This window comes from Nocardia sp. NPDC060255, from assembly GCF_042727395.1.
Classification (GTDB): Bacteria; Actinomycetota; Actinomycetes; order Mycobacteriales; family Mycobacteriaceae; genus Nocardia.
In genome coordinates this window covers 70,106-94,514 of the sequence record NZ_JBHXAU010000017.1, presented here as the reverse complement: position 1 = coordinate 94,514, position 24,409 = coordinate 70,106, and the positions used below count along the sequence as shown (strand labels likewise).

Genomic DNA, 24,409 nt, shown 5'->3' with positions numbered 1-24,409 from the left:
CACTAGCTGCACTCTCTCTCGGGACCTGCACTGGCACTAGGGCCCTATTCCGAGTGCAGATCCCGAGAGAGAGTGCAGCTGGTGCTGACAGCGGCGCCGACCGCCGCGCACGCCTGGCGCGCGCGAAGGTGCTCGTGCGCGCCAGGCGAAGGGGTGCGCGGGGTTTTAGGCGGCGCGGGCGGCGCGTAGGCCCCAGGCGTCGGCGAGGAGGCGGTGGGATTCCAGGCGGTCGGCGTGGTGGTGGGTGATGCTGGTGACGAGGAGTTCGTCGGCGCCGGTGACGCGTTGGAGGGCCTCGAGGCGTTCCACGACGGTGCCTGGCGCACCGACGAATTGGGATGCCAGGCGGTCGGCTACCAGGCGGTGCTGCTCCGGGGTGAGCGGGGCGGCGGTGTCGGGGTCGAGGTAGTCGGCCGCGCCTGCGCCGCTGCGAATGCTGTGTACCCAGTGGCCGTACGTGGACGCGTGGTGTTGCGCGGTGGCGTCGTCACCGGCGACGACCACGTCGGCCGAGATCACCACGTATGGTTCGGCCAGCTGCGCGGAGGGGCGGAAGGCGGCCCGGTAGGACTCGACGGCGTCCAGGGCGGTGCCGGGCGACACGTGATAGGCCGCCGCGAACGGCAGTCCGAGCTGCCCGGCCAGCACCGCGCTTTCCCCGCCCGAGCTGCCGAACAGCCACAGCTCGACCTGTGCGCCCTCACCCGGAACAGCATGCAGCGCAACGCCGTCCTTGCTCACGAAGTGGCCGCCGAGCAGCGCGCGCACCTCGTCGACCTGTTCGGCGAAGTCCAGTGGCTGCGCGCCCTCCTGCTGGAGTGCGGCGGCCGAGGCGAGGAACTTCGACCGATCCGCGACTCGGCCGGGATCGAACGGTGGTGGAACGACCACGCCGTCCCTGATCTCGGTCCGCCCGGTGGCGGTGTCGATCTTGGGGTGGCTGCCCTTCGAGTGCGACGGCTCCGAGCCGTACTGGCTGCGCCGGTGACCGGACCGCCCGAGTCCGAGGTCGAGCCGCCCGGGATACAGCGCATCGATGGTGCCGAACGCCTCCACGATCGACGCCGAGGTGTGGTGGCCGACCTGAACGGCCGCCGACCCCACCCGAATTCGCGAGGTGGCCGCCGCGACCAGGCCGATCAGGGTGATCGACGAGGAACTCGCCACCGAGACGAAGTGGTGCTCGGCCAGCCAATAGCGGTGGTAGCCCCACTGTTCCGCGTGCTGCGCGAGATCGATGGTGTTGCGCAGCGCCTGCTGCGCGGTCGACCCGGCGCTGACCGGGGACAGGTCGAGGATGGACAGTGGCACGGTCATGAATTCCTCCCTAGCCGTGGATGCTGCTCGCCCGCCTCGATCGCCACGCGCAGCCGGTTCTCGGCGGGCGCGAGCGGGCAGGTCGCGAAATCGGTGAAGGCGCAGGGCAAGTTGGCCGCGCGATTGAAATCGAGGCGCACCGTGCCGTCCGCATCCGGTGCACCGACCGCGAGCGCGCGTGCCGCCGGATAGGTGGTGATGCCGCTGGTCGCATCGGTGAACAGCAGGCGAAGGTCGCTGGGATCGCCGAACGCGATCACCCGCTCGGTGGCCTCGCCGACGGTGAATTCGATGGTGCCAGAGGCGGTGTGGTGATGTTCGAGCCCGTCGACGACGGCACCGGTGGTCACCGTGGTCTGCTCGTCGAACGGCGTGAACCGGCCCTGCACCACCCAGCGCGGATCCGGCGCGTAAGTGGTAATGCCGTCGAAACTCGACAGCGTCGGCGCCGCCGGATCGTGCACGCGCACCGCGTACAGCCCGGTGCGCCGGATCACCTCGAGCACCCGATGTTCGTGCAGCACACTGAGTCCCGGCGCACCCTCGGCCGGCGTGACGATCTGCACACCCGCGATGCCGACCCCGTCGAACTCCAGCCGGTCGGCGGGCTGCGCGGTGATGAACACCTTGTCGTCGGTGACCCACCAGGTGCCCGGTACGTCCGGCAGCCGCTCGGGTTGATCGGTGAGCCAATGCAATCCGGTCAGGCTGAGGAAGCCGAGCGGGTCGCGCAGCTGGTCCTCCCTGGCGTGATGCCAATGCGCCCACTCGGTTTCGAAAACGGTGCTGATGCTTGTCGTCATGACGCTCGTGCTCCTTCGTGGGCGGTGGTGTGCTGGTGCGGATGGCGCAGCCCGAGATGCTCGCGCAGGGTTGTGCCGGTGTATTCGGTGCGGAAACTGCCGCGCTCCTGCAGTTCCGGGACGACCCGGTCGACGAATTCGTCCAGCCCGGCCGGGGTGAGATGCGGGACCAGGATGAAACCGTCACTGGCGTCGGACTGGACGTAGGTGTCGATCTGCTCGGCCACCGCGGCGGGCGTGCCGACGAACTGCTGACGCGCGGTGACCTCGATGATCAGCTCACGGATGCTGAGCTTTTCGGCCTCGGCCTTGGCCCGCCATGCGTCGGCGACCTCGCGCGGGTCTTTGGCGTGGCGTACCCGGCCGCGGGTGATGGTGACATTGTCGGTCGGTTGCACGTCGGGCAGCGGACCGTCCGGGTCGTAGCCGGAAAGGTCACGGCCCCAAACCTGTTCGAGGAACGCGATGGCGGTCTGCGGGCCGACCTGCTGGCGCCGGATATGGCGGGCACGATCCTCGGCGTCCTGTGCGCTGTCGCCGAGCACGAAGGTGGCGGCGGGAAGGATCTTCAGCTCGTCCGGTGTCCGGCCGTATTTCGCCAACCGGCCCTTGACGTCGGCGTAGAAGTGTTGTCCCGCTTCGAGCGTGCCGTGGCCGGTGAAGATCGCGTCGGCGGCGGCCGCCCCGAACTCGCGGCCGTCATCGGAATCGCCCGCCTGCAACAACACCGGGTGCCCCTGCGGGCTCGGCGGCAGCACGAAGCGTCCGGCGATATCGAATTGCCCACCGCGATGGCGGGTTTCGGGGATCTCACGGGCGAACACGCCGGCGGCCCGATCGACCACCAGGGTGTCGGCGGCCCAGCTGTCCCACAGCTTGCGGGTCACCTCGACCACCTCGGCGGCGCGCTGGTAGCGCTGGGCATGCTCGAGATAGCCACCGCGGCGGAAGTTTTCGCCGGTGAACGCGTCGGAGGAGGTGACGACGTTCCAGGCGGCGCGGCCGCCGGACAGGTGGTCCAGCGACGCGAACTGCTTGGCGAGCTCGAACGGCTCGTTGTAAGTGCTGTTGATGGTGCCCGCCAGGCCGAGCTTGTCGGTGACCCCGGCCAGCGCGTTGAGCACCGTGAAGGTGTCCGGCCTGCCGACCACGTCGAGATCGTGGATGCGCCCGAGGTGTTCGCGCAGCCGCAGCCCCTCGGCGAGGAAGAAGAAGTCGAACAGGCCGCGTTCGGCGGTCTTCGCCAGGTGCACGAACGACTCGAATTCGACCTGGCTCTTGGACGCCGGGTCGGCCCAGACGGTGGTGTTGTTGACGCCGGGGAAGTGGGCGGCGAGATGGATCTGCTTGCGTGGTTTGCCGGTCACGACGGCGTGCCTTCCTGGATCGTGGTGGTGTCGGCGTAGCGGCTGCGTGGCCTCGGCAAGCCGAGCCGATCGCGCAACGTGCTGGCGGACAGCGGCTTACGTGCCAACGCGGCGAGGTGGCCAACGGTCGCCGGTACCGCGAGCGGGCGGAGCACGACACCGTCGGCCGCGCCGGAAGCACGGATGGCTCCGAGCAACTCGCGCAGTGTCGCCGGAGTTCCGATGTGGCGCAGGCCGGTCGGGGCAGCAGCCTCGGACCATCGATCCAACTGGGCCACCTCGGCCTGCGCGGCGTCCGATGCCTCGGCCAGATGGACGTCGACATCCAGCAGAATTCGCACGGCGTCCGGATCGCGGTCCGCCGCTCGGATGGCCGTCCGCAGCGCCGTGCGCAAGACCCGTGCCGCGTCGAGATTGGCTGCGGCGACCCGAATCAGGTCGCCTCGACGCACCGCGACACCCGTGCTCGCGTCGACATCGGCCCGCACCACCACGATCGACTGCCCCTGCGGCGAGCGCGGCGTGATCGACGGCCCCTTCACCGAGAAGTTGTCCCCGGCAAAGTCGATGTAGTGCAGCTTGTCTCGATCGATGAAGCGCCCGGTGGGCACGTCGCGGATCTCCGCGTCGTCCTCCCAGCTGTCCCACAGCCGGGTGACCACCTCGATCGCCTCGTCGGCCTCATGCCACAGCGACACCGCGTCCTGTTCGTCCTTGCGCCCGAATGCCCGTGCCTGCTCCACCCCTTCGGATACGGTGACCTCCCAACCGGCGCGCCCGAACGTGGCGAAATCGAGACTCTGGATGGCCTTGGCCAGATGGAACGGCTCGGTATGGGTCACCGCGCCCTGTGGCAGCAGGCCGATGTGCCGAGTCGCCGCCGCCACCCTGGCGGCGATCGCCACCGCGTCGAGCCTGCCGCGCGCCACGCCGGGCCCACCGGGCTGCAACCCGAACGAGTCGGGCACGAATACCGCGTCGACACCGGCCTTTTCGGCCGCGGTGACCGCGGCCACCCAGTACTCGCCGGTGAACAGATCCTCGGCCCGCGAGTCGTCGCGTCGCCAGGACGCCGGGTGGATCCCGGTTCCGGCGAGTTCCAGGCCGAGGAAGAACTCGGATTCGGCCATCAGTAGGTTTCCTTCCAGTCGAGGCACTGCCGCGCCGCCGGGTGCACGCCGGCGGCGTCGGGCGCGAAGAAGAACGCGTGCTGCCACAGGTCGGTGGCCGCGGTGTGCTCGGGCACGTGCAGATGCGTACGGCACCAACGCTTTGCCCTGGTGGGCAGCGAACCCCGTTCCGGCCTGCTCCGGCAGTGCGCGGGCCGGTCGGTGCGGACGAGTATCCGGCTGTGCCGGTAGGTCGATGCCGACATCAGGATGGTCCTTTCGCGACGGCGGGGGTGGGGATGGCGGAAAGCAGCTCACGGGTGTACTCGTGCTGCGGGTTGTCGAAAATCGCGGCGGTCGGCCCGGATTCGACGATGCGGCCGTGCCGCATGACGGCGACGTGATCGCTGATGCGGCGGACCACCGCGAGGTCGTGCGAGATGAACAGGTAGCTCAGCGCCAGTTCGGCCTGCAGCCGGTCGAGCAACTCCAGGATCTGCGCCTGCACCGAGGCGTCGAGGGCGGAGACCGGCTCGTCCAGCACCAGGAGGTCCGGGTGCAGGGCGAGCGCGCGGGCGATGGCGACGCGTTGCCGCTGTCCGCCGGACAGTTCGGCGGGGCGGCGCTGCGCGAAATGCGCGGGCAGCGCCACCTGGTCGAGTAGTTCAGCGACGCGCGCCTGCCTGGCCGCACGGTCGCCGACCCCGTACGCGCGCAACGGTTCTTCGATGATCGTGCCGACCCGCCACCGGGGATCCAGTGACGAGTACGGGTTTTGGTACACCACCTGGAACCGCTTGCGCAGTGCCCGCAGTCGAGTGCCGCGCACCCGGGTCAATTCGTGCCCGTCGAAGGTGACGCCGCCGCTGTCGGGCTCGGTGAGCCGCAACGCGATTCGCGCCGTGGTCGACTTGCCCGAGCCGGATTCGCCGACCAGCGAGAGGGTTTCGCCGCGGCCGAGTTCGAACCCGACCCCGGCGACCGCCGTCACCGACCCACCGGCCTGCGCGCGGAACCGCTTGTGCACCTCACGCAGCGCCAGCAGCGGCGCGCCCTCGCGCGGCTTGGGCGTCCGATAGGCGCCCGCGGGCGCCAGGCTCGGCGACGCGGCGAGCAGCCGTTTGGTGTACGGATGCCGTGGTTCGGCAAGCACTGTCGCCGTCGGTCCGCTCTCCACGATCTCACCGCCGTTCAGCACGACGATCCGATCGGCGCGCTCGGCCGCCACCGCGAGATCATGGGTGATCAACAGCACCGCGGTGCCCTTGGCCGCGATCTGGGCCGCCAGCTGATCGAGCACCCGCCGCGCCACCGTGGCATCCAGCGCGCTGGTCGGCTCGTCCGCGATCACCAGCTCCGGCCGGCAGGCCAGTGCGGACGCGATGAGCACCCGCTGCCGTTGCCCGCCCGAAAGCTCATGGGGGTACTGCACTTCTCGCAATTCCGGCCGGTCGATCCCCGCCTCGGCCAGCAGCTCGATCGCGCGCTCGCGCGCCGACCGCTTGTCGGCCAGCCGGTGCACCAGCAGCGACTCGGCCACCTGATCGCCGACGCGCCGAACAGGATTGAGCGACAACCCGGGATCTTGCGGCACGAACCCGATCCGCGCACCGCGCAGCCGCTGCAACGCCCGGTCGGACCGGGTGTCGATAACGTGCCCGTCGAACGCGATCGTCCCGCCGGTGATGTCGGCATTCGCTCCGAGCAGGCCGATCACCGCCTGCGCGAGAGTGGACTTGCCGGAGCCGGATTCACCGACCAGCGCCACCACTTCCCCGCGGGCCACACTGAGCGAGACGCCGGCCAATGCGTTGACGTCGCCGGAATCGGACCGGTAGCGCACGCGCAGGTTGTCGATCCGCAACAGCGGACCCGACTCCGGCGCTGCGGTTTCGGCCCGCTCGTCGGCGGGTGCCGCGCGCGGCGAAGAAGCGGTGGTGGTCATCGGCTATTCGTTCCTTCCTACGGCGCGCCCGAGGCGCTGGGCGGCCACGACGACCGCGATGATGACCAGTCCGGGGAGGGTGGTCATCCACCAGGCGGTGGCGAGATAGTTGCGGCCCTCGGAGATGAGCGAACCCCACTCGGGGGTGGGCGGTTTCGCGCCATAGCCGAGGAAGCTCAGGGCCGAGATGGAGAGCACGGCCATGCCGAATTCGACGGCGGCCAGCGCGAGCACCGGCTGGTAGGAGTTGGGCAGCACGTGCCGCAGCAGCACCGTGTACCAGCGGACTCCCGAAGCCCGCGCCGCTTCGACGAATACCGCGTGCCGTACCCGCAAGACCTCCGATCGCATCACGCGCGCGAAGTTGGCGACCAGTGAAACACCCACCGCGATCGCCACATTCCGGGTGCCGAAGCCGAGCGCGGTCACCAGGGCCAGCGACAACAACAGCGCCGGAATCGAAAGCAGCACATCGACGACGCGCATGACGGCGGCGTCGACGATGCCACCGGCCGCGCCCGACAGCAGGCCGAGGACCGACCCGGTGATCAGTGCGATGCCTACCGCGGCGAGCGTGGCGGTCAGCGAGAGCCCGGCACCATGCACCATGCGCGTGTACAGGTCGCGGCCGAGATTGTCGGTGCCGAACCAGTGCTGCGCGCTGGGGCTTTGGAACTTCTGCGCGGGCACCCCGACCAGTGGATCGCCACTGGCGAACACCGAAGGGAATAGGGCCCATCCGACGGCGAGCAGCACCACCACGCCGGACAGGACCAGTACCGCGTTGTCGCGCAACCACTTCCACCGAAGCGCCGGTGTGCGTAGGCGGGGCACCGTGCCGCGCCGCTCATCGATGACGTCAACCATGAATTGCCACCCCTTCGGCAGTGCCGCCGATCCGGTCTTCGGTCTCCTCGTGCGCGGCCGCCCGGCGCGATCGGGTGACGATGCGCGGGTCGAGCAGCGGATACAGCAGGTCCACCGCGAGATTCACGGTGACGAAGACGGCCGAGGTGAGCAGGACGATGCCCTGCACCACCGGAATGTCCTGAGCCAGTACGGCGGTCTGGGTGAGACGGCCGACACCTTGTCGGGCGAAGACCGTCTCCACCACCACCGATCCGGCGAGCATGTTGCCGACCAGCACCCCCGCGATGGTGAAGGTGGGCACGCTGGCCGGGCGCAGCACGTGCTTACGCTGCACCCACCAGCGCGAACCGCCCTTCGACAGCGCCACATCGACGTACGGCTGCCGCCAGGTCGACGCCAGCCCGGCGGTGAGCACCTGCGCGATCACCGCGCCGATGGGCAGCGCGAGGGCCAGCGCGGGCAGCACCGTACCGGCGAAGCCGTGACCGCCGAAGGCCGGAGCCAACCGCAGCCGGAACGAGAACAGTTGCAGCAGTAGCAATCCGGTCCAGAACGTCGGCACGGACACCGCGAGCGAGGGCAGCGTGGTGAGCGCGGTGCGCAGCCATGGCCGCCGCGTGTACGTCGAGGCGAAGGCCAGTGCCACACCGCCGACGGTCGCGAAAAGCAAGGCGAGCCCGGCCAATCCGAGCGTCGCGGGCAGCGCGTCGCCGATGGCATCGGTCACCGGCTGCCCGGTGGCGATCGAGTGGCCGAGATCGCCACGCACCGCATGGCCGAGTGCGGTCCAATATTGTTCCCACAGCGGACGATCCAGCCCGTAGCGGGCCTGCAGTTCGGCAATGGCGGCTTTGTCCACCGGGGTGCCCGTGCCGCCGGCGTCGGCCGCGATGGAGACCGGGTCGGCGGGCAACAGGTAGAGCACCACGAAGGAGATGGTGAATGCCGCCCACAGCACCCAGAGTGCTTGCAGGACACGCAGAGCCAGATAGCGCGCCACGGTTACCGCCCGCTCAGCCAGGTGTCGAAGAACTGTAGTCGCGCCGACGCCTCGAACTTCAGGTCCTGGGTGGTGCCGGCAGCGCCGATGGCCTGGGACAGTTCCACCGTCGGAATCAGCAGCCCGGCGTCGAGCACCTGCTGCTGCGCGGTGTGGATGAGGTCGTTGCGGACACCGGTGTCGGTCGTGCTCAGCTGCCCGTTCAGCGCGTCATCGAGTGCGGGGATGGGTTCGCGCGCATTGAGATTGCGGCCTTCGAGGCCGAACGAGGCGCGCAGAATGTCCCCGTCGGCGCGGGTGGTGTTGCCGTAGCTGCTGTCGAAGTCCTTCGTGTTCTGCCGTGCCGTCGCCTCGGCCGCCGACACCAGATTCAGCTTCAGCTCGACGCCGATCTGCCGCAGCTGCTGCTGCACCAGCTCGATGATCGCCTGATTACCGGCGAATACCTGGCTGAAGAGCACCGAGAAGGACAGCCGCTCACCGTTCTTCGCGCGGATGCCGTCGCCGCCGGGCACCCAGCCCGCCTGGTCGAGAATGCCGCGGGCCTTGGCCGGGTCGTAGGCCAGCCGCGCCGAAAGATCCTGGTAGCCGGGCGTGCTGCTGGCCAGCGAGCTGGTCGCGGGCTTGAACTGCGGCCCGAGGACGGTGTCCACCAACTGCCTACGGTCGAGCGCGGGCAGCAGGGCCTGGCGCACCGCGGGATCGCGCAGCGGCCCCCGGGTCACGTTGGTCTGGAAACCGAACGGCACACCGGGATTCGCGGTGCTCAGCACCCGCCCGCCCGCGGCCTCGAGCTGCGGCGCGTCCTGCGGCAGCGCATCGCTGATGGCGTCGAGCTGACCCGACGCGAGACTGCCGGTGCGCACACCGGATTCGGGCACCACGGTGAATTCGATCTTGTCCAGATACGCCTCGCCGCGATGCGCGAACACCGCCGAACCCCACTGATACCCGGCGCGTTTGGCCAGCGTCACCGACGCGTCCTGGCGGTAGTTCGCGTACGTGAACGGCCCGCTGGCGATGTTGTCGCCGAGGCAGCGCTGCTCGGCGGGCTTGGCGGTGGTGACATCGGCCAGGATCCCGAGCTGGGCGGTCGAGGACGCCTGCAGGAACTGCGCATTGGGCTTGCTGAACTCGACCCGTGCGGTCAGCTTGTCCACCGCGGTGGTGCCGACATAGTTGGTGAGGTAGCTCGAGGCCAGCGCCGCCTTGGCCGAGCCGAGCTTGATGACCGAATCGAAGGTCTTACGCACGGAATCCGCGGTGAGCGGCGTGCCGTCGCTGAAGGTGACGCCGTCGGTCAGGTGGAAGGTGAACACCTTCGCATCCGGCGTGACCTCCCAGCTCTGTGCCAGCCACGGCTTCAGCTCGCCGGTCTTCGGATCCTGATCGGTCAGCGAATCGACGATCTGCCGTGTCACGTAAAGGGTTTGGTTGGTGGCCGACTGTGCGGGGTCCGAGCAGGTAGGCGCCTGCGACAGGCCGTAGCGCAGGGTGCCGCCCGGCTTCGGCGGTCCGGCGTCGCCGCCGGGTGCGGCCGAATCGGTGCCGCAGGCGGCCACGGTGGTGGCCGCGGCGAGCGCGCCTGCCAGCGCGACGATTCGGTAGCGGGTGCGAATCACGAAATAACTCCAGATGTTTCGGTGCGGACGGGTTCGTCACGCGGATCGAGCTCGGCGGTATCGGCGCCGATAGCCAACGGACGGCTGGGAATTCGGCGGCGCAGCTCCGGCGCCACCTCGGTTTGGAACAGCGCGAGGCTGTCCAGATAGTCGATTTCGGGGCGGCCGTCGCGCTCGGCGGACAGGTGGATCACCTCGTGGCCGAACTGCTCGTGCTGCCTGCCGACCTTGTCGATCACCTGCTCCGGGCTGCCGACCAAAGCCGAACTGCGCGTGACGAAGTCGTCCAGCGTCTCGAACACCACCGGCAGGCCGAGCCTGCGCGCCAACGCGAGTCGCGCCTCGAAAATCGGGCGGTAGGTCGCGAGGGCCTGCTGGGAGCTGCGGGCGACATGGAATCCGGCGGTGCCCGCACCGACCAGCGCGTCGGCCGGGTTGCGCCCGTAGAACTCCCAGCGCTCCCGGTAGTGGCGGACCAGTTCGGCATACGGCTCGATCGGGTTGGTGACGTTCGCCGAGAACAACGGATCACCGTGGCGCGCAGCCAGTTCCACCGAATCCCGGCTGGTGGCGCTGCCGTGCCAGATCCGGATCTTCGGCTGCCACGGCCGCGGCAAGGCCTTGGCGTTCTGCAGTTCCGGCCGGAACCGGCCCGACCAGGTGACGCTGTCGCTGGCCCACAGCGCCCGAAACAGGTCGTAGCCTTCGCGATTGCGGTCCCACTGGTCGTCGGTGGTGACGTGGAACAGCTCGGCCTGCGCGGTCCCGTTGCCCTTGCCGATGATCAGTTCCAGGCGGCCGCCGGACAGATTGTCCAGCGTCGAGTAGTCCTCGAAGGCGCGCACCGGGTCGAGCAGGCTCAGCGTGGTGACCGCGGTGAACAGTGTGATGCGGGAAGTGACCGCGGCGATGTGGCTGAGGATCACCGGGGGTGCGGCGGACAGGAACGGATCCTCGTGCCGCTCGCCGACGGCGAACCCGTCGTAACCGAGATCCTCGGCCAGCCTGGCCTGTTCGACGACATTCAGCAGCCGCTCCCTGGTTCCGGGCAGTCGACCGGTCGTCGGCTCGGGCACCCGGGTGACCAGGGTGAACAGTAGGAACTTCATGCGGTTGCTCCTAGTTCGTCGGTGAGCGCGGGCAGATACTTCTCGAACGGATGCGGGCCGATCTCCTCGGCGGGTATGGCCGGGTCGTAGAGCGCGGTGTATCCGGCGGCCAGATAGAGGCCGACGGCCTCGGGCTGGCGTGGACCGGTGGTCAGGTAGATGCGCCGGTAGCCGCGCCGCACGATCTCGGCTTCGAGCTGTTCGACCACGAACAACCCGAGCCCCTGCCTGCGGTGTTCGCGGGCGGTCCAGATGCGTTTGAGCTCAGCCGTTTCCGCGTCGTAGCGCTGGAACGCACCGCCCGCCACCGGTTCGCTGTCGCGGGTGACGACCAGCAGGGCGCCGTGTGGCAGCGCGAACTCCGTTGCCGGATAGTCACGAAGCGACGCGTGCATCTCGCCCGGGCTGCGGCCGTAGCGGCTGCTGTATTCGACGGCGAGTTCGGCCAGCAGCGGCGCGGCCAGCGGATCGTCCTGTGCTACCTGGTGCACCCGTAGGTCGGGCCGCGAAAGGTGCTGGGTCACCGGCTCACCGCTGCTTCGGTAGGCCGGGCGGATTGATCCGCGACTCGGTGACCTGTTCGGTCTTCAGGCCCCAGCGATCGATCACCTGCTGATAGGTGCCGTGTTGGATGGCGTAGTTCAGCGCGTGCTGGACCGCGGTGATCAGCCCGTTGTTCTTCTTGGTGAGCACCGCGATCTCGCCTTGCAGCGCGTCGCCCGCACCGGAGAAGGTGGCGAGGATCTTGGTCTGGTTCGCGGTGGCGGAGTGGTAGATCGCGGTCGGGTTGGGACCGATGTAGCCGTCCAGCCGCTGCGAGGCGAGCGCCAGGTAGTAGTCGCTGGTCTGCTGGAAGTAGGCGATGTCGATGGGCGCCAAGCCCGCCGCGCGGTTCTGCTCGTTCCACTTCACCAGCAGCTGCTCCTGGTTGGTGCCGCTGCCGACGCCGATCCGCTTGCCCGCCAGGCTCTTAGGATCCTTGTACTCGAGGGTGCTCTGCTTGGGCACCTCCAGTGCGACGGTGTCGTTGCGGTAGGTGGCGAAGTCGTATTTCTCCTTACGCTCTTCGGTGACCGTCACGTTGGAGATGAACGCGTCCACCTCGCCGGAATCGATGCGCACGAAGTTCTGCGACCAATCCGCCACCTGCAGCTCGAGTTTCAGGCCGAGGATGTCGGCGACCAGGGAGGCGAAATCGACCTCGGAGCCGACCACGGTCTTGTCGTCGTCGGCGTAGAAGCGCAGCGGCGGCGCGGTGCCGGACGCACCGGTCACCACCAGGGTGCCGCGATCCCGAATGGCCTGCGGCACTTCGGCGGCGATGTTGTCCACCTTGGTGGTGCGCACCCGGCCGGTCTGGGCGGCGGAGAGGTCGAAGGTGATGGCACCGGCGGGCTGGGCCGCGGACTCCGCTTCGGGATCGGTGCAGCCGGTGGCCAGCAGTACGACCGCGGTCGCGGCGGCGGTGGCCAGGGCGGAGAGCTTCATCGGGAACCTGTTCATCAACGGACTCGGGAAAGGAACGCGCGGGTGCGCGGGTGGTGCGGATTGTCGAGGACGGCCTCGGGCGGCCCCTGCTCGACGATGGCGCCCGCATCGAGAAACACCACGGTGTCGGCGATCTCGCGGGCGAAGCCGATCTCATGGGTGACGATCACCAGCGCGGTGCCGCCGTGCGCGAGGTCGCGGATCACATCGAGGACCTCGCCGACGAGTTCGGGGTCCAGCGCGGAGGTGGGTTCGTCGAACAGGATCACCCTGGGGCGCAAGGCGAGTGCCCGCGCGATCGCGACCCGTTGCTGCTGTCCTCCGGAGAGCCTGCGCGGGTACGCGTCGGCCAGTTCACCGATGCCGACTCGGTCCAGCAGCACCCGCGCCTCGGCCTCGACCTCTTTGCGGTCCCGGCGTTGCGCGGAAAGCGGTGCGATGGTGACGTTGTCGAGCACGGTCAGATGCGGGAACAGGTTGAACTGCTGGAAGACGAACCCGATGCGCGAGCGCTGTTTGCGCACCTCGCGGTCGGGCAGCGCGTGCAAGGTGTTGCGGCGCAGCCGATATCCGATCAGCTCGCCGTCGATGTGCACGGTGCCCGCGTCCAGCGACTCCAGGTGGTTGACCACCCGGAGCAGCGTGGACTTGCCGGAACCGGACGGGCCGATCACCGTGACCACCTCGCCGGAGCGCACGGTCAGGTCGACGCCGCGCAGCACTTCGTGCGCGCCATAGGCTTTACGGACGCCGCGGACTTCGACGGCGAGTGCGGTGGTCATCGGGTCGCTCCTCGCGGTGCGGTGGAACCGGATTCGGCGATCTCGCGCAGCTTCTGCCAGGCTCGCTGGGCCGGTGACGGCGGTGGCGTGCGCTGGGTGCCCTTGGCGTAGTGACGCTCGATGTAGTACTGCGCCACCGAGAGAACGGTGGTGAGCACGATGTACCAGGCGGTGGCGACCAGCAGCAGCGGCACCACCCGGCCGTTGCGGCCGTAGATCACCTGGACCTGGTAGAACAGCTCGGCGATCGCCATCACCGACACGATCGAGGTGCCCTTGAACAGGCTGATCACCTCGTTGGTCGCATTGGGCAGGATCGAGCGCATGGCCTGCGGTACCACGATGGAGCGGAACTGGCGCACCTTCGGAATGCCCAGCGCGGCAGCGGCTTCCAGCTGACCGGCGTCGACGGAGATGATGCCCGCGCGGATGATCTCGGCCGAGTACGCCGCCTGATGCAGCGCGAGCCCGATCACCGCCGCGGTGAATCCGCTGATCACGCCGTTCACCTCGAAGGTGAAAAAGGAAGGACCGAAAGGGATTCCGATCGACAGCGTGTTGTAGAGGTAGGCGATGTTGAACCAGAACAGCAGCTGCACGATGAGCGGAATCGACCGGAACGCCCAGATGTAGCTCCACGAGATCACCCGGAGCACCGGATTGTTCGACAGCCGCGCGATGGCCAGCGCGGTGCCGAGCAGGAAGCCGAGCGCGGTGCCCCAGGCGGTGAGCTCCAGCGTCACCTTCAGCGAGGCCAGCACGGACTTCGCGGTGATGTACTTCGCGAAAGTCGGCCAATCCCAGCCGGGATTGGTGACCAAGCCGTGGATGAACTGGGCGAGCAGGATGAGCGCGACGGCGCTGATCACCCAGCGCCACGGATGCCAGGTCTTGGCGACGGTCGGCGCGGAATCGCCTGAGCTGGTGGCGGATCCGTCCGGCACCAGATCGAGCGCGACGGTTGCGCGAGTGTCGGTAGCGACCGGATCGCCGTCGGTAGTGCTGGGGGCGGCGGCGTCGGGTGCGGTGGACGCGGTCATGACTGCACCTGGCCGGCGCTCGGCTCCGTCATGACTGCAGCTGGTGTTCGCTCGCTGCGCTCACTCATGGTCGGGGTCCTTCGGAAGAACGAACGAGACCGCGCCACCTCGGGCCGCGGTCACATCACCCGGCCAGCGACGGGTGCAACAGACTGGCTGCGGGTCAGCCCCGACAGCTCGCAGACGTCACTTTGCATTGGTCGATATGTCGGCGGCCCCAACGGGCGCCTCGGACAGCGGAGATGATCACTTCGGTTCCTCCATCGGTCCCGGCGGAAGCACCCGCACCCGGTGAGCCGGGGGGTTGCTGCGACGTCGACGAGCCAGGTCTCTCGGTCGCTCTGGATGGTTGTCGCCGATCCGGACACCGGATGATGTCAGGGTCGAGCCGAATTATCATGCCCAGCAGGGGAACCCTTAGACAAGGGAAGCAATCACGGTGAGCGTAGATCTTGCCTCGGCTCGATTCGCCGGGTATTTCCGATAGCCGGACATGCGCTGGCTCAGCCTGATTGCGGACGGCCTGTCGGGTGTCGGCTTTCGTGGTGCGGGCGCTCACATACCGGGGCGGCTCCGCCGGGAAGCAGCATACGGCTTAGCGCAAGCCTCGATGTGCGGACCCCGCGAACTCGTCTTGCGAAACCCGGGGACGAGGGGGCGCCGCCGCCCATCGAAGACACGCCGAGAGCTTGCCGCAGGCAATATAGCCAGTTCACAGCGTTTGCCGGAGTACCGTCAGCCTTCGATTCGCGTCGACGATGAGAAGAGGTCGCCATGGCCGTACCGCGCCGTCTGACCATGCTGTCCGCTGCCGCGACCTGCGCGCTGGCGCTCGCCGCCCCCACCGCGGGCGCGACGCCGACGCCGTCTGCAACGGCCCCCGTCCCGCCCGGTCCCACCCAGACCGGAACCGTCGCGCCCGGCGACCTGTTCGGCGTCTACAACACCGCGATCGACGGCCTGCGCGCCTTCGGCATGCAGCCGTTTCTCTACCCGACCGCGGCCGCGTACTGCCTCAACGGCAACTCCCTCGGTCTCGCCCCGGCCGTGGCCGGCGCGGTGCCGGGCCCATGGCCCAAGACCTCGGTCACCATCCCCGGACTCGACCTGTCCGCCGTCAAGGCCGGACAGACCATGTTCACCTTCGTCCCCTACGGCCTGAACCAGGACGGACCGGACACCACCGGCATGCAGGTGGCCTGGCTGAACGTGACCAGCGGCCGCGGCGGCCTCGCCTCGATGGGCCCGCTGTCCACCATCCTGCGCGCGATGATCCCCGCCGAAGTCCCGATCGCCCTGCGGCCCATCGCCGAACGCGCCATCCAGGACTTCTTCTTCGCCGCCCTCCCGATGGGTGGCGTGCGCGCCGTGCCCGTCGACACCGGGCAGGGCACGGTGCTCGCCGCGGTCTTCGGGACCGTCGAGAACGGCGGCAAGTCCTGCTTCTTCCTGCCGACGGTGGGGATCACCGAGGTTCCGTAGGAAGGCGTTATGTGTTGAGCGCGCGACTTTTCCAGCGCAGCGCGCCGCGTCGGCGGGCGCGCTGGGAGCGTGCCCACAGCAGTAGGTAGGCGAGCACCGAGAACGGGTGGGCCAGGGCCGCAAGGACATCGGCGGGGGAGAGCGGTCCGCTGGTTTCGGTGGAGCGGGCCAGCAGCCTGCCGGTGACGGCCGCCGCGTAGCCGACGGCACCGGCGCGGCGGACGGCCCCACGACCGCCTACCGCCGCCCAGGGCGGGATCCAATAGGCCAGGGCGGCAAGCGTTCCCACGGCGGCTCCGCCCGCAATGGTGCCGCCGTACGCGGACCACAGCCAGCGGGTGTATCCGGCGTCGAGTTCGGCAGCGCCCTCGTACATTCGGGTGCTCGCCATGCGGCCCGCGGCGACGAGGGTGGTGGGTTGTCCTGCCCGGCGCAGTGTTCGGGCGATATCGAGGTCTTCGGTCACGCTTGCGGCAACCGCGGCATGTCCGCCGACAGCTCGGTAGGCGGCGGTATCGAACACCAGGAACTGGCCACAGGCAACGGAAGTCGACGGCCGTAGGCTCCGATTGGCCAGCGCGATCGGCAGTGTGGCCGCCCAAGACCAGCACAGCAACGGCTGCACCAGCGCCTCGGCCACCGTGTCGGCCCGCTGCCTCGGCCACGGTGCCACCAACGCGACCCGCTGCCTGCGCAATTCGGTGACGGCCGCGGCGACCGCCCCCGGTGCCAGCCGCACATCCGCGTCGACGAACACCAGCACCGGCGTATCCACCGATTCGGCCAATCGCGCACACGCGGCAGCTTTGCCGGTCCATCCGGGCGGTGGTTCGGTGTCGTTGCGCAACACCGTGATTCGCGGATCCCCACCGGCCGCATCGATCGCCGTCGCAAAGGTGTCGTCGCCCGACGCGTCATCGAGAATCACGACCCTCATCCGCGAGACTCCGCGCTGCGCCCGCAGATCCGCGATCAACCCGGGCAGCCGCGCGGCCTCGTCACGAGCCGGAACACACACGGTGACCGGCTCGATCACCTCGACCGCGGTATTCACCAACTGCCGCACCGTAACCCGGTTGTAGAGCGCGATTCCAGCGCCCAGCAACGAGATTCCGGCCCCGCACCGCACCGTCTGCGTCATCCGGCTCACGGAACTCGGCTGCGGCACAACGGTTCAGCGGCCCTGTTTGACCGTTTTCCACCAGCGGCTCCAGGACAGGCCGGTGGGGGCGCCCGGTGCGGGCGGATTGCGGTCCATGTAGGCCATCGCGGCGACGATGGCGGCGACGGCGAGGGTGATGCCGCCGACGATGCCCGCCCAGCCCGCGAACGAGCGGGTGTTCGGGTCGGCGTAGCTGACCTCGGCGCGCAATGTGGAGACGTCGCCGGCGGGCAGCTTCCAGGAGACGATGTTGTCGCCCTCGCGATTGCCGTTGGTCTTGGCCACCCGGGCCGGGAACGCGATGGTGAACTGCACGTCGGAGCCGTGCGGCGGCACGGATTTCAGGTCGACGCGCCCGCTCAGGCTCACCAGGTCGCCCGCGCGCTGGAACTGCAGCTGGAACATGCCCTGGGTTTGCTCGGACAGCTGACCGAGCTGGCCGACCTCGCCGAACGACATGTCCTCGAAGAACACCTGGCTGCCCACGTACCCGTCCTGGGAGTACGACTCGATGCGCACCTTCGCGGCGAGCGAGTCGGGCGCCTTCAGCTGCGGCCCCTTGTCATTGCCATCGGTGGGCACCACCGCGGCGACGATCCGCCCGGACACGCGGTCGTTGGACGAAACACCCATCGACACCTGCACCCGGAGGCAGCCCGCGAGCAGGGGTACCAGCAACGCCGCGAGCAGAACCGCCGCGGCGACACGCGCTCCAGGGCGGGGCGTCCGCGGCGACGGTAGTACCGGGGCATCGGGCATCGTGGTGACGGGACTCGGCTGCACGGGGACATCGTGCCAGGCCATCCGTCCAGATGCCCACGCGACGGGCGGAAGGAGGCCCGCGATGTGTCTCTGCTAGCCCGCCGGCGCGGGTTGCCGACGGGAAAAGTAGAGGTGACGCAGCAGCGGGAGGCCCAGAAAAGCCAGCCCGATGCCGCCGTAACAGGCCGAGATCGGGAGACCGAGAAACACGGCGTGTGCGAGTGCGGACCCGAGCCAGGTCCACAGAAAAATCGCCACCGGCACCGCGACCGAGCCGGAATTCGGTGCGAAGGTGTCCAGCCCTGCTGACGGAATCACCGGATTATCCAGCCCCACTGACACGGTGACCGCACGTTCCAAGGCGGTCAGCAGCACACCCATGAGCAGTGCCACCGTGAACCAACCGAGATAATTGGTGAGCGGGATCTCCGACAAACCAGGCAACCCCGAGCCGGTATCGCACCAGCTCCACTGCCCGTCGGCGACCATCTGCGGATCCAGAAAGAGGTCCCAGCCGACCGCACCGACTGCCAGCAGACCGATCCGCGACACCGCCCGCCGGGTGAGCAGCCCGGCCACCACCCAGACGGGATACAACCCGCCGGTCCACGCCAGCGGGACCACCAGCGGCACCCCACTGAGCGCGGGCCCCAGCCGATCCACCGCGTACTCGTAACACCCGAACGGCACCCCCGTCGCGGTACCGGCGACCTCGGCAGCCAGCCCGAGCCCCGACACGATCACCAAAAACCCGGCCGCATAACGCATCCCACGCGTCCCCACCGCATGCGCCAACGCCGTACCCGCCGAAAGCAGCACAACCGCCACCGTGACCCGGTCCCGCCCGACGCCATGCGTCAACGGATACGCGATCTGCACCAGGACCAGCGTCACCGCCAACGCAACCGGCGCACATCGCCGCACTGTCTCACGTGCGCCACCCCACCTCACAGCCGCACGCCCCTTGATTCCCCGCACCGGGAATCGCATGCAATTCTCGGTGCGGGAAGTCGGGAAGCGTGCGGCTGGGTCGTCATCGCCTGCGCAGCAGCGGGAATCGGTTGCGGCGGAGGTCGCGCAGCGCGAGGGTGGCGGCGCTGCGGCCGCTGGCGCCGGAGACGCCGCCGCCGGGATGGGTCGACGCGCCGGTCAGGTAGAGCCCCGGCGCGCCGGGCACGCGCTGGCCGGACAGTTCCGGCAGTGGCCGCCACAGCATCATCTGATCGAGGGACATCTCCACGTGCATCACATTGCCGCCGAGCAAGCCCATCTCCCGCTCCAGATCGGCCGGTGTCTGTACGTGCTTGCGCAGCACCGAATCGGCGAAACCCGGTGCGTAGGAGTCGACTTCGGCGATGATGCGGTCGCCCTCCCGCTCGGCGTGCTCGGCCCAGTCGCTGCCGTCGGCCAATCGATACGGATGCCACTGCGCCCACAGCGACAGCTGATGCTCGCCGGGCGGCGCGATACTCGGGTCCAACGCGCTGAAACTCATCGCGAGCACCACCGGCCGTGGCGGCAGATCCCCGGCCGACGCGGCCCCGTGGGCGAGCCGCAGCTGTCGCCGGTCGGACACGAGAAACTGGAGGCCACGGGCGGATTCGTCGACCGAGCTGCCCGGATAGTTCGGCAACGACCGGGTCGCCACCCGCACCACCATGCCGATCCCGGGCCCGACTCGAATGCGCCGCCCCCAGTCGTCGAGCACGGCGGCGTCGAATCCGCCCTCGCGCAACAGATCCAGGGTGGTCAGCACGTGCGAGCCCGCGATGACGGTGTCGGCGTACAGGTTTCGCCCCGATGCGGTGTGCACCCGCCAGCCGTCTCCGTCGCGCCGCAGCGCGGTCACCGCGTCACCCGCCGTCACCACACCGCCGTCGGCGCGCAGCCGCTCGACGAGCGCGGCGGACAACGCGCCACTGCCGCCGACCGCCCGGCCCGGCGGCAGCGTGTGCATGAGCGCGGCGAACCCCACCATCGGCGCGGTGCCCGGCTCCGACATCGGCGGACCGGACTGCGCGCCGAACCAGGCCAGCGACGCCTTGAGCCGTTCGTCCTGAAAGTGCGTGTCCAGCAACGCGTCCCCGGACTGCAGGAACTCCCGCGACAACGCGCTCCCGCCGTCCCTCGCGTCCAGCCCCCAGAACGAGCGCAGCAACCGGCCCGGCGTCGGCCCACCGCCGAACGCGCGCATCACCCGCGCGCTACGCGGCCCCCACACCTCGACAAACCGCCGGTATGCCGCGGCATCCTGATCGCCACAGGCGGCCGCGATCGACGCGCACGTGGCATCCAGATCGCGATGGAAGACCAGCGGCGCACGCCCGTCGCTGCCGGGCGTGAAACCCCAAGGGTCGCAATCGATGTACCGCAGCCCGAAGCGGGCGAGCTCCAGCTCCTCGATGATCCCCGTGTGCCGCACCATGATGTGCGCGGAGGACCCGCGATCGACCAGATGTCCGGGAAACCGTTCGACGGTCGACACCGCCCCGCCGAGCACCTCGTCGCGTTCCAGCACTTCCACCGAATGCCCGGCCCGCGCGAGATAACAGGCGGCGACCAGCGCATTGTGGCCCGAACCGACCACAACGACCGTCACGTGACCCTCATCCCGGCACCCCGCGGCCCGATTCCAGATGCGTTGTGCGCCAGGGCACAGCCCTCACAGCGGCAGCCGCCGTCCGAGAATGGCGAACGGCCGATTGTCACCGGCGAACACGAAATTCCGCACCACGTCGGTGAATTCCTGCCGCCGATACAGCCGCCAGGCCCGGTTGTCCTCCAAGGCCACCTCCGGCGTGGACAGCAGCACCGCCTTCTCCGGCCGATCCCGCAGCAGCCGTTCCAGCAGCGTGCCGCCGATGCCGAGCCCCTGCGCCGACGGGTGCACGTGCAGCTCGGTCAGCTCGAAATAGTCCGAAAGCAGTTCGCGCGTCGAATGTTCCGGCCAGCCGGAGCGCCGCATCCCGCTGTGCACCTGCTGGTGCCACCACTGGTGCGCGGCACCGCGGTAGCCGTAGGCGATCGCCACGATCGGCGACGAGCGTAGGTCGACGTGCCCCGAATCGTCGGGGACCACCGCGGCGACGGCCTGCCAGCCGGGGCGGGTGGTGTGCTCGGTCCACATCGGCGCGCGATGGTGTTCCGTGCCGCGCGGATAGTCCATCGCCGCGACATACACCGCCAGTGCATCGTGCAGCCGGGAGCGCAGTGCCGCGACGGAGAGGTCGACGACGACAGGTGCGGGAGTGTGATTGGGCTTGACGGCGGTCATGGCTCTCGTCGGGTCCACAGCGGGCGCGGAAGTTTGTCGGTGGGCGTCTCTATATTCAATCTCAATTCAAACGTTCGAATACTTGTTCGGTCACACTAGGCGGTGTTGGCTCCAGGTATGCGATGGCGGAGGGACTCCGAGATGTCTGGTCGGGTGGAACATCCGGGACAGCCCGGTCGAGCGGGCAAGCTGCTGCAACGGGCCGATGGTCTGTTGATGGAGGCGGCGGGGGAGCGGGACCCGCGCGAGCGGTTCCGCACCGCCTATTTGGCCGCTTTGCGCGGGGCGGGCGCGGTGATCGCACTCACCGGCGCCGACCACGCGCCGCGGGCTCGTTCGCGTAACGCTTGGGTGCTGATGCAGTCCGCCGCGCCCGAGTTCATCATGTGGGCCGATTACTTCAGCGCACGCTCGGAGACCAGGGCCGCGCTGGAGGCCGGACTCGATCGGGACATCGACGAAGACGAGGCCGACGAGTTCTCTTCGCGGGTAGGAGCATTCCTGCACGACGTCGAAGATCTCCTTACCGCATCGGCTCGGTTGCGCCCCGCACCGGGGTGGACAAACGGTATGACCGGATAGTGACCGGCGGCACGCCCACATAGTTATGGGCGACTAGGTGGTACGGCCCTGATCGAACTCGTATCATTGGTGACAGATAGCCGCCAAGGTCGGCTATCAGGTCGCCTACCCGGAGGCGACAGCCACGCCTAGTGCCGGGGGAGGTACCGTGCCACTCTCCGAGCACGAGCAGCGCATGCTCGAACAGATCGAGAGCGCGCTCTATGCTGAGGATCCGAAGTTCGCGTCGTCCGTCCGCGGCGGGCGCCTTCGCTCGACCTCGAGTCGTCGCAGACTCCAGGCCGCGGCCTTGTTCGTCCTCGGTCTGTTTCTACTCGTCGCCGGCATCGCCGCTCCAGTGAAGCCCGGCGGCTTCCCGATCATCAGTCTGGTCGGCTTCATCGTCATGTTCGCGGCCGGCGTACTGCTGCTGGTCGGCACCTCCAAGGGCATTGCGAAGGGTGATCGGGCGGGCGGCGACGCCGCGCCCGGTGGTCCAGGCGGTGGCGCGGCCGGACAGCGTGGGCGCCAACGCAAGTCCGGCGGATTCTCCGAACGCATGGAGGACCGCTTCCGGCGACGGTTCGAGCAGGATTAGCTCGCTCGTAGCCTGACAATCGCAGATAGACGGCGACGCCCCACCGAACCGGTGCGGCGTCGCCGTCTTGCGTGTGGATAGCCCGGTGCCGCCGATGATCTCCGCACGGGCTCGGCGGCGGTTGCCCCACCTCTCCCCACAAGATCCCCCACTTCGCCCCATCCTCGGCGGAACGACGCGGCACCTGGGCGTTTGCTGGGTGTTTCCGGGCCTTTGTCCATGCGGACTGTGCGTGTCGGCAGAACACGCAAAAAGTTCTCCACCATGGTGATAGCTGGGATGACCTGCGAAATCGCCTGAGCGGGGAGCCAGATCACCGGCAGTTTCGATTGAAAGTGGGGGAAAGTGGGGTAATGTGGAGCGCGCACTACCGGAAAGGCCGACCATCGAGGTGATCGACTAGGGAGGTATCGAGTTGTTTCTCGGTACCTACACACCTCGGCTGGACGACAAGGGGCGACTCACGTTGCCTGCGAAATTTCGAGACGATCTGGCGGGAGGGTTGATGGTCACGAAGGGTCAGGACCACAGCCTTGCCGTGTATCCGAAAGAAGAGTTCACCGCGCTCGCTCGTCGGGCCGCGGCGGCATCTCGAAGTAACCCGCAGGCGCGCGCGTTCGTCCGGGCGCTTGCGGCTGGAACGGATGAACAACGTCCGGACGCACAGGGCCGGATCGTGTTGTCAGCCGAACATCGGCGGTACGCAAACCTGCAACGGGATTGCGTGGTGACCGGCTCGGTCGACTTCCTCGAAATATGGGACAAGCAGGCGTGGGACTCCTACCTCGCCGAGCACGAGGAGGATTTCTCGCAAGCGAGAGACGAGTCGCTGGGCGGAATCTTCTAGCCCCGAGCGAACGAGTGCCGCGCGGCCTCTGCCCGGACGCGGACCCTGACGTACTTCCCCGACGCCAGGTGCCGAGGTTCGGTCAGAGACCACGGGGCATTCGTCTCCGGCAACGGTTTCTTATGCAAAACACTTGCGGCCCAATGAGACACCATCGCGAAGCGCTCGGTGGGCCGACGGGGTGCGGGAACTCCCGCACCGGCACGGAGGAACAAGGCGACCCATGCGCAGTGCGCGACGAAGCGAGGCAGATCCCGGGAGGTCGAGGTGAACCATGAGCAGGACGGCCCCCGCCATGTTCCTGTTCTGCTCGGCCGGGCCGACGCCCTGCTCGGGCCCGCCCTCACCGAACCCGGTGCGGTCTATCTCGACGCGACCCTCGGTCTCGGCGGACACGCCGAACATTTCCTGCGCACCTATCCCGGCCTCCGGCTCGTCGGTCTCGATCGCGACACCGCCGCGCTGAAGCTGGCCACCGAGCGGCTCGCGCCGTTCGCGGACCGAGTCACCCTGGTGCACACCCGATACGACGGGATCGCCGACGCGCTCGAGCAGGCCGGGCTCGCCGCCCGCGGTTCGGTCTCCGGCATCCTGATGGACCTCGGCGTGTCGTCGATGCAACTCGACGAGGCCGAGCGCGGCTTCGCCTACTCCATCGACGCGCCGCTGGACATGCGGATGGATCCCAGCACCGGCCCCACCGCCGCCGACGTGCTCAACACCTACAGTCACGGCGACCTGGCCCGCGTGCTGAAAACCTATGGCGAGGAACGCTTTGCGGGCCGAATCGCCTCCGAGGTGCTGCGCCGCCGCGCCCAGAAACCGTTCACTACCAGTGCCGAACTGGTGGAACTGCTCTACGCGGCGATACCCGCGGCGACCCGGCGCACCGGTGGGCATCCGGCCAAGCGGACGTTCCAGGCGCTGCGGGTGGAGGTCAACCGCGAGCTCGATTCGCTGCGCGCCGCACTGCCCGCGGCGCTCGATTCGCTGCGGATCGGCGGCCGGATCGTCGTCATGTCGTATCAGTCACTCGAAGACAAGGTGGTCAAGCAGGAGTTCGCGCCGCGCGCGGCCTCCAGGACCCCCGTCGACCTACCGGTCGAATTGCCCGGCATGGGACCGGAATTCCGGATGTTGACCCGTGGCGCGGAGAAGGCGACCGAGGAGGAGATAGCGGAAAACCCAAGGGCCGCACCGGTAAGGATGCGGGCCGCGGAGCGAATTCAGGAGGTCGGATGAGACATGAGCTCGTCCGGCGGACCGGGTGC

At 68.7% G+C, this 24,409-nt stretch carries 24 protein-coding genes and 1 riboswitch; of the genes, 5 read left to right on the top strand and 19 right to left on the bottom strand.

Going from position 1 to position 24,409, the window contains the following annotated elements:
- Positions 1 to 165: 165 nt before the first annotated feature.
- From ACFWF1_RS27970 to ACFWF1_RS27905, 14 genes are read right to left on the bottom strand one after another with little or no spacing between them, the layout of a single operon-like run.
- A complete protein-coding gene (locus ACFWF1_RS27970) occupies positions 166 to 1,317 on the bottom strand; it encodes an LLM class flavin-dependent oxidoreductase (RefSeq protein WP_379287075.1) in 1,152 nt (383 codons plus the stop codon).
- Entirely contained in the window at positions 1,314 to 2,120 is an 807-nt protein-coding gene (locus ACFWF1_RS27965; RefSeq protein ID WP_379287077.1) for a DUF1684 domain-containing protein, read from the bottom strand. Before ACFWF1_RS27965 ends, ACFWF1_RS27970 begins: the two co-directional genes overlap by 4 nt.
- The gene (locus tag ACFWF1_RS27960; protein WP_379287079.1) at positions 2,117 to 3,487 is read right to left on the bottom strand and encodes an NtaA/DmoA family FMN-dependent monooxygenase; all 1,371 of its coding nucleotides are present in this window, start codon (positions 3,485 to 3,487) and stop codon (positions 2,117 to 2,119) included. The genes ACFWF1_RS27965 and ACFWF1_RS27960 overlap by 4 nt, the downstream gene beginning before the upstream one ends.
- Positions 3,484 to 4,617, bottom strand: a complete 1,134-nt coding sequence (locus ACFWF1_RS27955; protein WP_379287081.1) for an LLM class flavin-dependent oxidoreductase — start codon at positions 4,615 to 4,617, stop codon at positions 3,484 to 3,486. Before ACFWF1_RS27955 ends, ACFWF1_RS27960 begins: the two co-directional genes overlap by 4 nt.
- Positions 4,617 to 4,862: a hypothetical protein gene (locus ACFWF1_RS27950; RefSeq protein WP_379287083.1), complete on the bottom strand. Its 246-nt coding sequence runs from the start codon at positions 4,860 to 4,862 to the stop codon at positions 4,617 to 4,619. Before ACFWF1_RS27950 ends, ACFWF1_RS27955 begins: the two co-directional genes overlap by 1 nt.
- A complete protein-coding gene (locus ACFWF1_RS27945) occupies positions 4,862 to 6,541 on the bottom strand; it encodes a dipeptide ABC transporter ATP-binding protein (RefSeq protein ID WP_379287084.1) in 1,680 nt (559 codons plus the stop codon). Before ACFWF1_RS27945 ends, ACFWF1_RS27950 begins: the two co-directional genes overlap by 1 nt.
- A gap of 3 nt (positions 6,542 to 6,544) precedes the next feature.
- Positions 6,545 to 7,408, bottom strand: coding sequence for an ABC transporter permease (locus tag ACFWF1_RS27940; RefSeq protein ID WP_379287086.1), 864 nt, complete (start codon positions 7,406 to 7,408; stop codon positions 6,545 to 6,547).
- Positions 7,401 to 8,411 (bottom strand): ABC transporter permease, encoded by a 1,011-nt coding sequence (locus ACFWF1_RS27935; RefSeq protein ID WP_379287088.1) that lies wholly within the window; start codon positions 8,409 to 8,411, stop codon positions 7,401 to 7,403. Before ACFWF1_RS27935 ends, ACFWF1_RS27940 begins: the two co-directional genes overlap by 8 nt.
- A gap of 2 nt (positions 8,412 to 8,413) precedes the next feature.
- On the bottom strand, positions 8,414 to 10,033 hold the full coding sequence (locus ACFWF1_RS27930; RefSeq protein WP_379287090.1) for an ABC transporter substrate-binding protein: 1,620 nt from the start codon (positions 10,031 to 10,033) through the stop codon (positions 8,414 to 8,416).
- A complete protein-coding gene (locus ACFWF1_RS27925) occupies positions 10,030 to 11,142 on the bottom strand; it encodes an LLM class flavin-dependent oxidoreductase (protein WP_379287091.1) in 1,113 nt (370 codons plus the stop codon). Before ACFWF1_RS27925 ends, ACFWF1_RS27930 begins: the two co-directional genes overlap by 4 nt.
- Positions 11,139 to 11,666: a GNAT family N-acetyltransferase gene (locus ACFWF1_RS27920; protein ID WP_379287092.1), complete on the bottom strand. Its 528-nt coding sequence runs from the start codon at positions 11,664 to 11,666 to the stop codon at positions 11,139 to 11,141. Before ACFWF1_RS27920 ends, ACFWF1_RS27925 begins: the two co-directional genes overlap by 4 nt.
- A 4-nt stretch (positions 11,667 to 11,670) precedes the next feature.
- Positions 11,671 to 12,645, bottom strand: coding sequence for an ABC transporter substrate-binding protein (locus ACFWF1_RS27915; RefSeq protein ID WP_379287094.1), 975 nt, complete (start codon positions 12,643 to 12,645; stop codon positions 11,671 to 11,673).
- Positions 12,645 to 13,412: an amino acid ABC transporter ATP-binding protein gene (locus ACFWF1_RS27910; RefSeq protein ID WP_379287096.1), complete on the bottom strand. Its 768-nt coding sequence runs from the start codon at positions 13,410 to 13,412 to the stop codon at positions 12,645 to 12,647. Before ACFWF1_RS27910 ends, ACFWF1_RS27915 begins: the two co-directional genes overlap by 1 nt.
- Positions 13,409 to 14,452, bottom strand: a complete 1,044-nt coding sequence (locus ACFWF1_RS27905; RefSeq protein WP_379287098.1) for an amino acid ABC transporter permease — start codon at positions 14,450 to 14,452, stop codon at positions 13,409 to 13,411. The genes ACFWF1_RS27910 and ACFWF1_RS27905 overlap by 4 nt, the downstream gene beginning before the upstream one ends.
- Positions 14,453 to 14,709: 257 nt before the next feature.
- A riboswitch (SAM riboswitch) is annotated at positions 14,710 to 14,804 on the bottom strand.
- Positions 14,805 to 15,226: 422 nt separating this feature from the next.
- On the opposite strand from ACFWF1_RS27905, the gene ACFWF1_RS27900 reads away from it, so the two are divergent.
- Entirely contained in the window at positions 15,227 to 15,934 is a 708-nt protein-coding gene (locus tag ACFWF1_RS27900; protein ID WP_379287100.1) for a hypothetical protein, read from the top strand.
- 7 nt (positions 15,935 to 15,941) lie between these two features.
- On the opposite strand, the gene ACFWF1_RS27895 is transcribed toward ACFWF1_RS27900, so the two are convergent.
- From ACFWF1_RS27895 to ACFWF1_RS27875, 5 genes are all read right to left on the bottom strand, one after another.
- Positions 15,942 to 17,075, bottom strand: coding sequence for a glycosyltransferase (locus tag ACFWF1_RS27895; RefSeq protein ID WP_379287102.1), 1,134 nt, complete (start codon positions 17,073 to 17,075; stop codon positions 15,942 to 15,944).
- A gap of 33 nt (positions 17,076 to 17,108) precedes the next feature.
- Positions 17,109 to 17,855, bottom strand: a complete 747-nt coding sequence (locus tag ACFWF1_RS27890) for an LppM family (lipo)protein (RefSeq protein ID WP_379287219.1) — start codon at positions 17,853 to 17,855, stop codon at positions 17,109 to 17,111.
- Positions 17,856 to 17,951: 96 nt separating this feature from the next.
- A complete protein-coding gene (locus ACFWF1_RS27885) occupies positions 17,952 to 18,752 on the bottom strand; it encodes a carotenoid biosynthesis protein (protein WP_379287104.1) in 801 nt (266 codons plus the stop codon).
- Between the two features lie 139 nt (positions 18,753 to 18,891).
- Positions 18,892 to 20,457 carry a phytoene desaturase family protein gene (locus ACFWF1_RS27880; protein ID WP_379287105.1) on the bottom strand — a complete coding sequence of 522 codons (1,566 nt, stop codon included), beginning with the start codon at positions 20,455 to 20,457 and terminating at the stop codon, positions 18,892 to 18,894.
- Between the two features lie 63 nt (positions 20,458 to 20,520).
- Positions 20,521 to 21,132, bottom strand: coding sequence for a GNAT family N-acetyltransferase (locus tag ACFWF1_RS27875; protein WP_379287107.1), 612 nt, complete (start codon positions 21,130 to 21,132; stop codon positions 20,521 to 20,523).
- A 141-nt stretch (positions 21,133 to 21,273) separates the two neighbouring features.
- Between ACFWF1_RS27875 and ACFWF1_RS27870 the strand changes: the two genes are divergently transcribed.
- The 4 genes from ACFWF1_RS27870 (at position 21,274) to rsmH (ending at position 24,380) form a co-directional block, all read left to right on the top strand.
- Positions 21,274 to 21,714, top strand: coding sequence for an SAV_6107 family HEPN domain-containing protein (locus ACFWF1_RS27870; RefSeq protein ID WP_379287108.1), 441 nt, complete (start codon positions 21,274 to 21,276; stop codon positions 21,712 to 21,714).
- A 148-nt stretch (positions 21,715 to 21,862) separates the two neighbouring features.
- The gene (locus ACFWF1_RS27865) at positions 21,863 to 22,291 is read left to right on the top strand and encodes a DUF3040 domain-containing protein (protein ID WP_379287109.1); all 429 of its coding nucleotides are present in this window, start codon (positions 21,863 to 21,865) and stop codon (positions 22,289 to 22,291) included.
- A 415-nt stretch (positions 22,292 to 22,706) separates the two neighbouring features.
- Positions 22,707 to 23,138, top strand: a complete 432-nt coding sequence (gene mraZ / locus ACFWF1_RS27860; RefSeq protein ID WP_040733463.1) for a division/cell wall cluster transcriptional repressor MraZ — start codon at positions 22,707 to 22,709, stop codon at positions 23,136 to 23,138.
- Positions 23,139 to 23,405: 267 nt separating this feature from the next.
- The gene (gene rsmH / locus ACFWF1_RS27855) at positions 23,406 to 24,380 is read left to right on the top strand and encodes a 16S rRNA (cytosine(1402)-N(4))-methyltransferase RsmH (RefSeq protein ID WP_379287111.1); all 975 of its coding nucleotides are present in this window, start codon (positions 23,406 to 23,408) and stop codon (positions 24,378 to 24,380) included.
- The last annotated feature ends 29 nt before the right edge of the window (positions 24,381 to 24,409 follow it).